Origin of the sequence: Streptomyces sp. NPDC056061 (assembly GCF_042266885.1) — a bacterium.
Lineage (GTDB): Bacteria > Actinomycetota > Actinomycetes > Streptomycetales > Streptomycetaceae > Streptomyces.
In genome coordinates, this window is record NZ_JBHJWQ010000001.1 from 836,606 (window position 1) to 849,644 (window position 13,039).

A 13,039-nucleotide genomic window follows, 5' to 3' on the forward strand; every position below is an offset into this window, starting at 1 on the left:
ATGCGACGTGTGGTGCGGGCCTTCTGGGGTCCCCGGCCGGAGTCGGTCGAAACGCTCGCCGGACGCTGGAAGCGGACGCTGGACGGGATCACCGGACTGCTTCCCGCCCCGGCGTCGCCCGGCGGCGCCGGGGCGGGCACCTGGCGCCAGGCCCATGGCACCGGCCCGGAGACCGAACTGCCCGCGGACGAGGGCGCGCTGCTCGGCGCCCTGCGCGTGGCACGGACTGCCGAGGACTGGTCGGACCTCACGGGCACCGCGCTGCGACTGGACCGCACGGGGGAGGCCGGTTGGCGCACCGAGACCAGTGGACTGGCCGGGGGCAGCCCGGAGTTCCTGCTCCAGTCGTTCGTGGTGACGTTGCACGCGCCGGACGGCGCCGACGTCCCGGAGGCCGAACTTCTCGCTCTCCTCGCCCGGGAGTGGGAACCGGACTTCGGCGACGTGAGCGACGACGATGTGCTCGACGCGCTGGAGGACGACGCCGGGTACTCCGTCGGCGACCCCGTGGTGGGCCGGGTCGGCTACCTCTCCCCGGCGAGGGCCGCCCTCCTCCCGGAGGACCTGAAGGCGGCCCGGGAGGAACTTACCGGCGGCGGTGTGCTGCTGCGCGTCGCGGCGGCGGGCGCGAGTGCGGACGTGGTGGCGGCCTACGAACAGCTCCGTGACGCCGGGGCGCTGGAGCCGCTGCCCCGCCCGATGGACCGGCCGGTCCTGTGACCGGGCGCGCCGGGGAGACCTTCACCACCGACCGGGCGCTGCTCGACATCGACGCCCTGCTGGCACGCCCGTTGCCGGTGGCCGGGCCCACGGCGGCCGAAAGCGACCCGGAGACGGGGGAGTGGACGGGGACCGGCGGCGACGGCTTCCGTGTCGTCCCGCTCTGGGAGGGCGATGCGCTGACCGGGGTGTACGCCGCCGAGTGGAACGACGCCGAGGACGCGGCCGAGGCCCATCGCGCCGCCCTCGTCGACATACTGGACCGTCGGTGGGGGCCGCACCGCGCGGTGCCGCTGCACGTGCCGCTCTTCCGCCGCCAGGAGGGTTCCCCCGTCGATCCCCTGTTCGATGCTCTCTTCGACCAGGACCTCTACGGCGACCTGACGGTCTGGGGCCCGGTGGAGGGTGCGGACCTGTGGGTCGGGGTGAGCGTCGGGCACAGCGACGGCGACGCGCCGCTGGTGCTGGCGGCCCTCGTCGCCGCCCGGCCGGTCGCCGCCCCGGACGCATGGTGAGGGCCGGGTGACGTGAACGGGCCCGGCCCGTGCCGACGTCGACGGCGGCACGGGCGACGGTGACGTCGGCCGGGACGGTGGCGTGCGGGTCCGCCCGGCGCGACCGTCCGGTACGGTCCACGGGGATGTCGAGCCGGGGCATCCGCCGAGGCGCTCGGCGCATGCGGGTGACGGTCCGGAAACCCGCGGACCGCTCGGACCGGAAGACCGCCGACGGCCGACGGTCGAGAACTGCTGAACGTTCCCCTGTCCGTGATCCCGCTGTCCGTGAACCCCCTGTCCGTGGTCCCGCCGTCCGTGATCACGCGGGAATGCTCGAACGATGCTCGTGATCACGCGGAAGTGCGCACGGAATCGCGGACCCTGCAGAGCTCTCAGAGCCGGGCGCCCTTGAGCGCCATGTGCAGCAGCAGCCGGTCCTCGCCGTCGTTCAGGTCGAGACCGGTGAGCTGGTGGACCCGGGACAGCCGGTAGTAGAGCGTCTGGCGGTGGATGCCGAGCGCGGCGGCCGTCCGCGACGCCTGGCCGGCGCAGTCGAGGAACACCTCGGCGGTGCGGGCCAGATCCGCGTGCCCGGGGGACAGCAGGGCGCGGACGGAGGGGTCGGCGGCCGATTCGGCGGGCAGCGCGGTCAGCAGCCGGTACGGGCCGATCGCCGACCACTGCGCGACCGGGCCGAAGCGGGACTCGGCCGCCGCCGCGCGGGCCGCGGCCGACGCCTCGTGCCAGGCCGTCGCCAGGTCCGCCAGACCGCGGCGGGGTGCCGCGACCCCGGCGGTGGCGCCCCGGCCCGCGATCGCCCGCAGCCGTTCCGCCGCGCCGAGCGCCGGTTCCGGCACCTCGGCCGAGCGCAGCCGGATCAGCGCGGCCAGCGAGGGCGGGCCCGCCGGGCCCGGGGCCGCGACCGACGCGAGCGCCGCCGCCGAGGGCACGGTGCGCACCGACGGCGGCTCCTGCGGCCACGGGGACACGCACACCACCGTGTGCAGCCCCTCCGCGCCCGTGCCCAGCGAGTCCTGCAGCGCGGTCACCGCCATGTCGCGCTGCCAGCCCCGCCCGGCGGTCAGGGCCGCGCCGAACTCCCGGGACAGGTCCGTGCCCGCCCGCGCCTCCTCGGAGAGCAGCACCCCGATCCGGGCCGCCACCTCCATCGCCGCCACCAGCCGTTCCTCGGTCGGTCCGGGGTCGGCGTCGAGCAGCCACACGTACCCGAGGACCACACCCCGATGGCGTACCGGCAGACAGATCCGGTCCCGGAAGACCCCGGCCTCGGGGGCGGCCGGGATGCGGACCGGGCCGGTGGCGCGCGTGATGCCGAAGGCCTCGAACCAGGCGCGGACCGCGGGTGTCGAGCGCCGGGTCAGGATCGAGCGCGTGCGGACCGGGTCCATGGCCATGTCGTCGTCGCTGTCGTGGGCCCCGAAGGCGACAAGGCCGAAATCACGGTTCTCCAGGGTCGCGGGGGCGCCGAGCAGCCCGGAGATCTCGTCGACCAGCTCCTGGTAATCGCCCTTCACCCGGCCATTCTCGCACCCCTTCAGACATATGTCTGAGACCCGGGCAACGGATGCGTGACAGCTGTCGATGGCCCACCATCGGAGTGATCCTTAGATTTCACGGTGGTTCTCCGTGCTGTACCGCGCCGTTCCCCCCGCCGCCGGTACGGCTTTCGTTCGTACTTTCCGTGGAGGTGCCCCGTGCTGGGTCCCGTGATTCTCGCCGCGTCCCGCAGCGACAAGATGCGCCGTTTCATCTCGGCCGCTCCCGGCACGAAGCAGGTCGTCGACCGGTTCATCGCCGGCGAGACCGTCGACCAGGTCGTCCCCGTCATCCGGGACGCCGCCGACAAGGGCCTCGAAGTCACCCTCGACGTGGTGGGCGAGGACATCACCACGCCCGAGCAGGCCGCCGCCGCCCGCGACGCCTACCTGGAGCTGATCGACCGGCTCAAGGAGCTGGAGCTGGGGACCGCGGCGGAGATGTCCGTCAAGCTCTCCATGTTCGGCCAGTCGCTGGACGGCGGCCACGAGCTGGCGCTCGCCAACGTCCGCCCGGTCGTCGAGGCCGCCGCCGCGATCGGCACCACGGTCACCCTGGACGCCGAGGACCACACCACCCTCGACTCGATGTTCGCCATCCACGAGGAGCTGCGGAAGGACTTCCCGCAGACCGGATGCGTCATCCAGGCGTACCTGTTCCGCACCGAGGAGGACGCCCGCCGCCTCGCCGCCGCCGGCAGCCGCGTCCGCATCGTGAAGGGCGCCTACAAGGAGCCCGCCTCCGTCGCCCACCAGGACAAGGCCGAGATCGACAAGGCGTACGTCCGCATCCTGAGGACCCTCATGGAGGGCGAGAGCTACCCGATGATCGGGTCGCACGACCCGCGGCTGATCGCCATCGCCCAGGAGCTGGGACGCAAGGCAGGGCGCAAACTGGACGAGTACGAGTTCCAGATGCTCTACGGCATCCGCAGCGACGAGCACGTCCGGCTCGCCGCCGAGGGCCACCGGATGCGCGTGTACACCGCGTACGGAACCGACTGGTACGGATACTTCATGCGCCGCCTCGCGGAGAAGCCGGCGAACCTGCTGTTCTTCGGCCGCTCCATCCTCACCAAGGGCTGAACCGGCCGCCGGCCGTCCCCCATCCCCGCCGACACCAAGGAGACAAGGCACTCATGGACGCTGTGACCCAGGTCCCCGCGCCGGTCAACGAGCCGGTCCACACCTACGCACCGGGCTCCCCGGAGCGCGCCCGCCTGGAGGCGAAGCTCAAGGAGCTCAGCGAGAACCCGATCGACCTCCCGATGACCATCGGCGGCGAGAGGCGGATGGGCGGCGGCGAGCGCTTCGACGTCGTGCAGCCGCACAACCACAAGGCCGTCATCGGGACCTTCGGCAACGCCACGCAGAAGGACGCGCAGGACGCGATCGACGCCGCCCTGGCCGCCGCCCCGGCCTGGCGCGCGACGTCCTTCGACGACCGCGCCGCGATCATCCTGCGCGCCGCCGAGCTGCTTGCGGGCCCCTGGCGCGAGACGCTGGCCGCCTCCACCATGCTCGGCCAGTCCAAGACCGCCCAGCAGGCCGAGATCGACACCCCCTGCGAGCTCGTCGACTTCTGGCGCTTCAACGTGCACTACGCGCGCCAGATCCTCGCCGAGCAGCCCCCGGCCAACTCGCCGGGCGTGTGGAACCGCATGGACCACCGCCCGCTGGAGGGCTTCGTCTACGCGATCACGCCGTTCAACTTCACGGCCATCGCGGGCAACCTGCCCACCGCCCCCGCCCTCATGGGCAACGTCGTGGTGTGGAAGCCGTCCCCGACGCAGACCCACGCCGCCGTGCTGCTGATGCAGCTCCTGGAGGAGGCGGGCCTGCCCAAGGGCGTCATCAACCTGGTGACCGGTGACGGCCTCGCCGTCTCGGAGGTGGCCCTGAACCACCGCGACCTGGCCGGTATCCACTTCACCGGCTCGACCCCCACCTTCCAGCACCTGTGGAAGACGGTCGGCACCAACATCGCCAACTACCGCACCTACCCGCGCCTCGTCGGCGAGACCGGCGGCAAGGACTTCGTGGTCGCCCACCCGTCGGCCGACCACGCCGTGCTGAAGACCGCGCTGACCCGGGGCTCCTTCGAGTTCCAGGGCCAGAAGTGCTCGGCGTCCTCGCGCGCCTACATTCCGGCCTCCATCTGGAACTCCGGTTTCAAGGAGAAGTTCGCCGCCGAGGTCGACGCCATCACCATGGGCGACGTCACCGACCTGTCGAACTTCATCGGTGCCGTCATCGACGACCGCTCGTTCGCCAAGAACAAGGCGGCGATCGACCGCGCGAAGGCCGACCCGACCTGCACGATCATCGCGGGCGGCAGCTACGACGACTCGGTGGGCTACTTCGTCCGCCCGACCGTCATCGAGTGCACCGACCCGACCAACGAGGTCTTCACGACCGAGTACTTCGGCCCGATCCTCGCCGTGCACGTCTACGAGGACGACGCCTACGACGCGATGCTGGAGCAGATGGAGTCGGTCTCCGACTACGCGCTGACCGGTTCCGTCATCGCCAACGACCGCGCCGCGGCCGCGCACACCATGGAGAAGCTGCGGTACGCCGCGGGCAACTTCTACATCAACGACAAGTCGACCGGTGCGGTCGTCGGCCAGCAGCCCTTCGGCGGCGGCCGTGCCTCCGGCACCAACGACAAGGCGGGTGCCCCGCAGAATCTCCAGCGCTGGACGCTGACCCGGGCCATCAAGGAGACGCTGGTCCCGCCGACCGAGTACACCTACCCCCACCAGGGCTGACGCTCTCCGGGGCGCCGTCACCCCGGGCGCCCCGCCCGTGAACTCCGCCTCCCGACCGGTTCCCCTGCCGGCCGGGAGGCGGTTTCCATTGCGCCCCGGCCGGACCGGGGCCCTGTCCGGCCTCAGACCTCCACGAGCACCTGATCGAGCGACTTGCGCACCAGGTCCGGCACCTCGCAGTCGTCGGCCGGGTACCCGATCGGGATCACCGCGAACGCCTTCTCGTTCTCCGGCCGGTCCAGCACCTCGCGCAGGAACCGCATCGGGCTCGGCGTGTGGACCAGCGCCGCCAGACCCGACAGGTGCAGGGCCGAGAGCAGCATCCCGACCGCGATGCCGACCGACTCGTCGACGTAGTAGTGCTTGCGCCGGCTCCCGTCCTCGCCCAGCCAGTACCGCTGCTGGAACACCACGACGAGCGCCGGGGCGTCGGTCATGTGGGACTTCACGGAGTCCGTGCCCAGCGGGCGCAGCGCCGTCAGCCACTCCTCACCGAGCCGGCCCTCGTAGCTGATCCGCTCCTCGTGCTCGGCCGCCTCACGGATACGCCGCCGCACCTCCGGGTCCTTGACCAGGACGAAGGTCCACGGTTGCTGGTGCGCACCGGAAGGGGCGGTGGCGGCGCAGGCGATGGCGTCCTTCACCACCTGTTCGGGCACGGGGTCGGCGGAGAACCGGCGCACGGTCCGGCGTTCGTCCATCCGCCGTCGCAGTTCGGCGGAGCGGGAGAGGGACTCGTCGGCCGCGATCCGCACGGGGCGGTAGGGGACCGGACGGTAGGGCGAGCCGTGGGTGGGTGTCCAGTGCGGTGATACGGCTGTGGTGTCAGACATGTCGGCAGTCTGTCGGTGACGGCAGGTCCGGACCAGAGGGCCGTCGGACAGAACGGGCGCGCGCGACCGGTCGGTGTCCGTCCGTGGCCCTTCCCGCGAGTGCCCGCAGTCCTTCTCGTATCCGCCCGTGGCCCTTGCTGCGAGTGCCCGCAGTCCTTCTCGTGCGTGCCCGGAATCCGGCCGGTACCCGATCGGCCGTCGGGGCGGCGTGGCAGGCTGATCGCATGACCCAGTGGACCGCCCCGCCCGTGCACACCGCCCACACCCACCGACTGACCCCGGCCGACCTCGACGGCATCCGGGCCTTCCTGGACACCGCCTTCGAGGGCGATTTCAGCGACGAGGACTGGGACCACGGTCTCGGCGGCATCCACGCGTACGTGCGGGACGGCAGCGGACTCCTGGCGCACGGAAGCGTGGTCCAGCGCCGGGTGGTCCTCGCGGACCGCTCGTACCGGATCGGCTACGTGGAGGCGGTGGCGGTGCGCGCCGACCGGCGGCGTCAGGGCCTCGGCGGACGGGTGATGACCGCGCTGGAGCAGGTCGTGGACGGGGCGTACGCCTTCGGGGCGCTGTCCGCCTCGGAGGCCGGCGCGGCGCTGTACGCCGGGCGCGGCTGGCAGGTGTGGCCGGGGCGGATCGCCGCACAGGCGACGCACGGCGTCCAGCGGCTGCCGGACGAGGAGGGCAGTACCTTCGTCCGCCCCGTGACCGGCCGCCCGTTGCCCGCCGGGTCCGGGACCCTGGTCTTCGACTGGCGGGACGGCGACGTGCTCTGAGACGACGCCCGACGGTCCGGGGAGACGGGGCCGGGCTGATGGGGCATGCAGGCTCCGGGCCGACGGAGCGGACCGGTCCGGGGCCGATGGAGCTGACGCGTTCTGCGCGGGCGGCGTGTTCTCCGTCTCAGATAGTAGGAAGTCCGAGTAATTGTGGAGACAGGGCGGCCCGGCTGCCCTAACTTTGTAGGAGCCGAACGACTCGCTCGATCCAGCGATCGGCGGTTGTGAGTGCGCACCCCGTGCAGGCCATCCCTGCGGTGCCCGCTCCCCGCCCCTTCCGGCGCCTCGAAATCCCGATCTCGACATCACGTTTCACGCGTTGCCGATCTCGAAATCCTCGCGATCTCAAGGAGTCGATCCATCATGGCCGAGACGACCGCCCGCCGAGTCCGTCACACCCACCGCCCGACCGAGTCGGAGCGCCGCAATGCCGCCGCCGCCCTCCAGCGTGCCCTCGACCGCAGGGACAACGGCGGCGCCACGGGGCACTGACCCCGAGTGCCGTCCCGTCCGTGCGGGCGGGGTGCGCACAGCCCCCGCTTGTCCGCATGGCGGACATGACATGTCATGGGGTGGGACGCGCAGTAGGGTGCCTCCATGTCTCGCAGCATCAATCTCGCAGTGATCCCCGGTGACGGCATCGGCCAGGAGGTCGTGGCCCAGGGCCTCAAGGTCCTCAGGGCCGTACTCCCGCAGGATGTGAAGCTGGAGACCAAGGAGTACGACCTCGGCGCCCGGCGCTGGCACCGCACCGGCGAAACCCTCCCGGACGCCGAGCTCGACGAACTCAAGCGCCACGACGCCATCCTGCTCGGCGCGATCGGCGACCCCTCCGTGCCGTCCGGCGTCCTGGAGCGCGGGCTCCTGCTGAAGCTCCGGTTCGCCTTCGACCACTTCGTCAACCTGCGCCCGTCGAAGCTGTTCCCGAACACCGCGACCCCGCTGGCCGGCCGTCCGGACATCGACTTCGTCGTGGTCCGCGAGGGCACCGAGGGTCCGTACACCGGCAACGGCGGTTCGCTGCGCACCGGAACGGAGCACGAGGTCGCCACCGAGGTCAGTGTCAACACCGCCTACGGCGTCGAGCGTGTCGTCCGCGACGCCTTCGAGCGCGCGAACGCCCGCCCGCGCAAGAAGCTGACGCTGGTCCACAAGAACAACGTCCTGGTGTACGCCGGCCACATGTGGAAGAACATCTTCGACAGGGTCGCGACCGAGTACCCCGAGGTCACCACCGACTACCTGCACGTCGACGCCGCGACGATCTTCTTCGTCACCCAGCCGGAGCGCTTCGACGTCATCGTCACCGACAACCTCTTCGGCGACATCCTCACCGACCTGGCCGCCGCCGTGACCGGTGGTATCGGCCTCGCCGCGTCCGGCAACATCAACCCGACGGGTGCCTTCCCGTCGATGTTCGAGCCGGTCCACGGCTCCGCGCCCGACATCGCGGGCCAGGGCAAGGCCGACCCGACCGCCACGATCCTCTCCGTCGCCCTCCTGCTGCGCCACCTCGGCCACGACGCCGAGGCCGTGCGCATCGAGGACGCCGTCTCCGCCGACCTCGCGGAGCGAGGGGGGCACCTCTCGGGCCCGGAAGGCTCCGGGGGAGGGGGATCGCCCCGTACCACCGACCAGATCGGCGACGCGCTCGCGGTACGCGTGGCGAGCTGACCCGACGACTCCCCATCGAAGCCGCCGGGTCGCGACAGCACCCGGCGGCTTCCTCCGTGCGGTCCCGGGTGTCCTCGCGCCGACCGCTGGACACCGACCACCGGACCGCATTTCGCGTCATTTCGTGCAGAGCCGCCCCGGAGCGATAATCGGACGGGACTGCGTCTCTCGTACGGATGCTCGGACGTCCCGGCTGCTGCCGGGCGGCGAGGGCGCGAGCGCGGTCCAACGCACACGACAGGTGAAGGACACGCACTCATGACGACGCCCACGATCGAGCTCAAGCCCACCTCGACCCCGCTGTCCGACGCGGAGCGCGAGGCGATCCTCGCCGGGCCCGGCTTCGGCCGGCACTTCACCGATCACATGGTGACGATCCGGTGGACCGAGGGCCGCGGCTGGCACGACGGTCAGCTCGTCCCCTACGGTCCGCTCTCCCTCGACCCCGCGACCACCGTGCTGCACTACGCGCAGGAGATCTTCGAGGGGCTCAAGGCGTACCGCCGGCCCGACGGCAGCGTCGCCACCTTCCGCCCCGAGGCGAACGCCCGGCGGTTCCAGGCGTCGGCGCACCGGCTGGCCATGCCGGAACTGCCGGTCGAGACGTTCATCGAGGCGTGCGACGCGCTGGTCCGGCAGGACAAGGCGTGGGTCCCGGCGCACGGCGGCGAGGAGTCCCTCTACCTGCGCCCGTTCATGATCGCGACCGAGGTCGGTCTCGGTGTGAAGCCGGCCAACGAGTACCTCTTCGTGGTCATCGCCTCGCCGGCCGGCGCCTACTTCGCCGGCGGCGTCAAGCCGGTCTCCATCTGGCTGTCCGAGAACCGGGTGCGGGCCGTTCCCGGCGGCATGGGCGACGCCAAGACCGGCGGCAACTACGCCGCCTCCCTCCTCGCCCAGGCCGAGGCGACCGCGAAGGGCTGCGACCAGGTCGCCTACCTCGACGCGGTCGAGCACAAGTGGGTCGAGGAGCTCGGCGGGATGAACCTGTACTTCGTGTACGGGAACAAGATCGTCACCCCCGCCCTGACCGGCTCGCTGCTGGCCGGGGTGACCCGCGACTCGCTGCTCACGGTCGCCCGTGACCTGGGCTACGAGTCCGAGGAGGGGCGCGTCTCCATCGACCAGTGGCGGGCCGACACCGAGAACGGCACCCTCACCGAGGTCTTCGCCTGCGGCACCGCCGCCGTCATCACTCCGGTCGGCACGGTCAAGTGCGAGGGCGGCGAGTGGACGCAGAGCAAGGGCGAGCCGGGCGAGGTCACCCTCAAGCTGCGGGAGCGCCTGCTCGACATCCAGCGCGGCGTCGTCGAGGACGCCCACGGGTGGATGCACCCTCTCGGCTGAGCGCTGTCCCGTAACCCCGGGCGGGCGCGCGACGACAGCTACGGCACCTCGCCGCGTTGTCGGAACGTCCATATACATCCGGATACATCCGGTATGCGGATGTCCCTCCGCCTTGCGATGCACCGCATCCGACGCCGCGCGCCGGCCCACCAGGGATTACGGGACACCGCTCAGCACCCACCGCGGCGTGAAGGCCACTCCGTCGCGTGAAGGCCGATCTGTCGCGTGACGACTGTCGTGTGACGGCCGTCGTGTGGCGACTGTCGTGAAGGCCGTGCCCGGTTCCTGCCGGGCGCGGCCTTCGTCGTGTCCGCACGACGGTCGCGTTCTTGGAGTAGTGCTCGAAGACGTTATTCGAGACCTTCTGTTTTCCGTGTTCTCATGGTTAGAGTGCTGCTCCAAAGAGGAGGTGTGTCGACGTGCGACTGACCCCGACGGAACGCGACCGGCTGCTGCTGTTCAGCGCCGCGGAACTGGCCCGGACCCGCCGCGCCCGAGGTCTGAGGCTCAACGTCCCCGAGGCGACCGCGCTGATCGCGGACACGGTCTGCGAGGCGGCCCGTGACGGGCTCCGGCTCGCCGAGGCCATCGAGGCCGGGCGGTCCGTGCTCGGCCCCGACGACGTGCTGCCCGGTGTCGCGGACGTCGTGACCGAGGTCCACGTGGAGGCCGTCTTCGACGACGGGTCCCGGCTCGCCGTGGTCTCCCGGCCGCTGGGCGACGGGCTCGGCGACGACGCTCCCGGTGCCGTCCTGCCCGGCCCCGCCGCGCCGGAGCCGGAGCCCGCGACGCGGCTGACCGTGCGCAACACCGCGACGGTCCCGGTCTCCGTGACCTCGCACTTCCACTTCTTCGAGGCCAATCCGCGGCTCGACTTCGACCGGCCGGCCGCCTACGGCACGCGGCTGTGCGTCCCCGCCGGGTCCTCCGTCCGGTTCGGGCCGGGGGAGAGCGTCGAGGTGGGGTTGGTGCCGATCGGCGGGGACCGGATCGCCATCGGGTTCGCCGGACTCGTCGACGGCCCGCTCGACGCGCCCGGCGTGCGCGAGGAGGCCCTGCGGCGCGCGGCGGCCTGCGGATACCTGGGAGCGGAACGATGAGCATCGACGGATACGAGTACGCCTCCGTGCACGGCCCGCGCGCCGGGGACCGGGTCCGGCTCGGCGACTCCGGGCTGACCGTGCGCGTCGAGTCCGACGCGCAGGCGCCGGGCGACGAGTTCCTCGCCGGATTCGGCAAGACCGCCCGCGACGGGCTCCACCTCAAGGCCGCGGCGGTCCGCGACACCTGCGACGTGGTGATCAGCAACGTGCTGGTCATCGACGCCGTGCAGGGCATCCGCAAGGTGTCGATCGGCATCCGCGAGGGCCGGATCGCCGCGATCGGGCGGGCCGGCAACCCGGACACCCTGGACGGTGTCGAGGTCGTCGTCGGTACCGGCACCACCATCGTCTCCGGCGAGGGCCTGATCGCCACGGCGGGCGCCGTCGACACCCACGTCCACCTGCTCTCGCCGCGGATCATGGAGGCGTCGCTCGCCTCCGGCGTCACCACGATCATCGGCCAGGAGTTCGGCCCGGTCTGGGGCGTCGGCGTCAACTCGCCCTGGGCACTGCGCCACGCCTTCAACGCCTTCGACGCCTGGCCGGTCAACATCGGCTTCCTGGGGCGCGGTTCGTCCTCCGACCCGGCGCCCCTGGTCGAGGCGCTCGCCGAGGGCGGGGCCTGCGGTTTCAAGGTGCACGAGGACATGGGCGCCCACACCCGGGCCCTGGACACCGCGCTGCGGGTGGCCGAGGAGCACGACGTCCAGGTCGCCCTGCACAGCGACGGGCTGAACGAGTGCCTGTCGGTCGAGGACACCCTGCGCGTCCTGGAGGGCCGCACCATCCACGCCTTCCACATCGAGGGCTGCGGCGGCGGTCACGTGCCCAACGTCCTCAAGATGGCGGGCGTGCCGAATGTCATCGGCTCGTCCACCAACCCGACGCTGCCCTTCGGCCGGGACGCCGTCGCCGAGCACTACGGCATGATCGTCTCCGTCCACGACCTGAAGACGGACCTGCCCGGCGACGCCGCCATGGCCCGCGACCGCATCCGTGCCGGGACCATGGGCGCCGAGGACGTGCTGCACGACCTCGGGGCGATCGGCATCACCTCCTCCGACGCGCAGGGCATGGGCCGGGCCGGCGAGACCGTGCGCCGCACCTTCGCGATGGCCGGGAAGATGAAGGCCGAGCTGGGCCCGATGGACGGTGACGGGCCGACGGACGACAACGCCCGGGTGCTGCGCTACATCGCCAAGCTCACCGTCAACCCCGCCATCGCCCACGGACTCGCGCACGAGATCGGCTCCATCGAGACCGGCAAGCTCGCCGACATCGTGCTGTGGCGACCGGAGTTCTTCGGCGCGAAGCCGCAGCTGGTGCTGAAGGCCGGATTCCCGGCGTACGGCGTCACCGGCGACCCCAACGCAGCCACCGACACCTGCGAACCCCTCGTCCTCGGGCCGCAGTTCGGGGCCCACGGCGCCACCGCGGCCGATCTGTCCGTGGCCTTCGTCTCGCAGGCCGCCACCCAGCTCGACGCCGACCGGATGCCCACCCGGCGCCGCCGGGTCGGGGTGCGCGGCACCCGTGGCATCGGCCCCGGCGACCTCGTCCACAACTCCCGCACCGGCGAAGTCGCGGTGGACGCCCGCAGCGGCCTGGTCACCCTGGACGGCGACCCGCTGCGCTCGGCACCCGCCGACTCCGTCTCCCTCAACCGCCTCTACTTCCTCTGACACCCGGCGGCTCTCTCCTCCGCCCGGCCCTCCGGCCCTCCGGCCCCCACCCCCGTCTTCCTGCAAGGACACCT

General features: G+C 72.0%; 12 protein-coding genes. 10 read left to right on the top strand and 2 right to left on the bottom strand.

All coding sequences use genetic code 11. The annotated features are described in order from the left end of the window. Both ACFC79_RS03570 and ACFC79_RS03575 read left to right on the top strand, forming a co-directional pair. Positions 1 to 720 carry a hypothetical protein gene (locus tag ACFC79_RS03570; protein WP_376234617.1) on the top strand — a complete coding sequence of 240 codons (720 nt, stop codon included), beginning with the start codon at positions 1 to 3 and terminating at the stop codon, positions 718 to 720. Then, complete coding sequence (locus ACFC79_RS03575; RefSeq protein ID WP_376234620.1) at positions 717 to 1,235, top strand: hypothetical protein; 519 nt, start codon at positions 717 to 719, stop codon at positions 1,233 to 1,235. The genes ACFC79_RS03570 and ACFC79_RS03575 overlap by 4 nt, the downstream gene beginning before the upstream one ends. 374 nt (positions 1,236 to 1,609) lie before the next feature. Here ACFC79_RS03575 and ACFC79_RS03580 read toward each other — a convergent pair whose 3' ends face one another. Next, complete coding sequence (locus tag ACFC79_RS03580; RefSeq protein WP_376234623.1) at positions 1,610 to 2,752, bottom strand: PucR family transcriptional regulator; 1,143 nt, start codon at positions 2,750 to 2,752, stop codon at positions 1,610 to 1,612. A 180-nt stretch (positions 2,753 to 2,932) separates the two neighbouring features. Here ACFC79_RS03580 and ACFC79_RS03585 point away from each other — a divergent pair, with 180 nt between their 5' ends. Together ACFC79_RS03585 and pruA are read left to right on the top strand one after the other, a co-directional pair. Next, entirely contained in the window at positions 2,933 to 3,859 is a 927-nt protein-coding gene (locus tag ACFC79_RS03585) for a proline dehydrogenase family protein (protein WP_376234625.1), read from the top strand. A gap of 53 nt (positions 3,860 to 3,912) precedes the next feature. Further along, positions 3,913 to 5,544 (top strand): L-glutamate gamma-semialdehyde dehydrogenase, encoded by a 1,632-nt coding sequence (pruA, locus tag ACFC79_RS03590; protein WP_376234628.1) that lies wholly within the window; start codon positions 3,913 to 3,915, stop codon positions 5,542 to 5,544. A 122-nt stretch (positions 5,545 to 5,666) separates the two neighbouring features. On the opposite strand, the gene ACFC79_RS03595 is transcribed toward pruA, so the two are convergent. Continuing rightward, on the bottom strand, positions 5,667 to 6,377 hold the full coding sequence (locus tag ACFC79_RS03595) for a nitroreductase family protein (protein ID WP_376234631.1): 711 nt from the start codon (positions 6,375 to 6,377) through the stop codon (positions 5,667 to 5,669). Between the two features lie 224 nt (positions 6,378 to 6,601). Here ACFC79_RS03595 and ACFC79_RS03600 point away from each other — a divergent pair, with 224 nt between their 5' ends. The 6 genes from ACFC79_RS03600 (at position 6,602) to ACFC79_RS03625 (ending at position 12,965) form a co-directional block, all read left to right on the top strand. Further along, entirely contained in the window at positions 6,602 to 7,156 is a 555-nt protein-coding gene (locus ACFC79_RS03600) for a GNAT family N-acetyltransferase (protein ID WP_376234634.1), read from the top strand. A 366-nt stretch (positions 7,157 to 7,522) separates the two neighbouring features. Beyond that, positions 7,523 to 7,651, top strand: coding sequence for a hypothetical protein (locus ACFC79_RS03605; protein WP_376234636.1), 129 nt, complete (start codon positions 7,523 to 7,525; stop codon positions 7,649 to 7,651). Between the two features lie 105 nt (positions 7,652 to 7,756). Further along, a complete protein-coding gene (locus ACFC79_RS03610) occupies positions 7,757 to 8,833 on the top strand; it encodes a 3-isopropylmalate dehydrogenase (protein WP_376234639.1) in 1,077 nt (358 codons plus the stop codon). Between the two features lie 258 nt (positions 8,834 to 9,091). Continuing rightward, complete coding sequence (locus ACFC79_RS03615) at positions 9,092 to 10,180, top strand: branched-chain amino acid aminotransferase (protein ID WP_376234641.1); 1,089 nt, start codon at positions 9,092 to 9,094, stop codon at positions 10,178 to 10,180. Between the two features lie 419 nt (positions 10,181 to 10,599). After that, entirely contained in the window at positions 10,600 to 11,280 is a 681-nt protein-coding gene (gene ureA, locus ACFC79_RS03620) for an urease subunit gamma (protein ID WP_376234643.1), read from the top strand. Further along, positions 11,277 to 12,965, top strand: coding sequence for an urease subunit alpha (locus ACFC79_RS03625; RefSeq protein ID WP_376234645.1), 1,689 nt, complete (start codon positions 11,277 to 11,279; stop codon positions 12,963 to 12,965). Before ureA ends, ACFC79_RS03625 begins: the two co-directional genes overlap by 4 nt. The last annotated feature ends 74 nt before the right edge of the window (positions 12,966 to 13,039 follow it).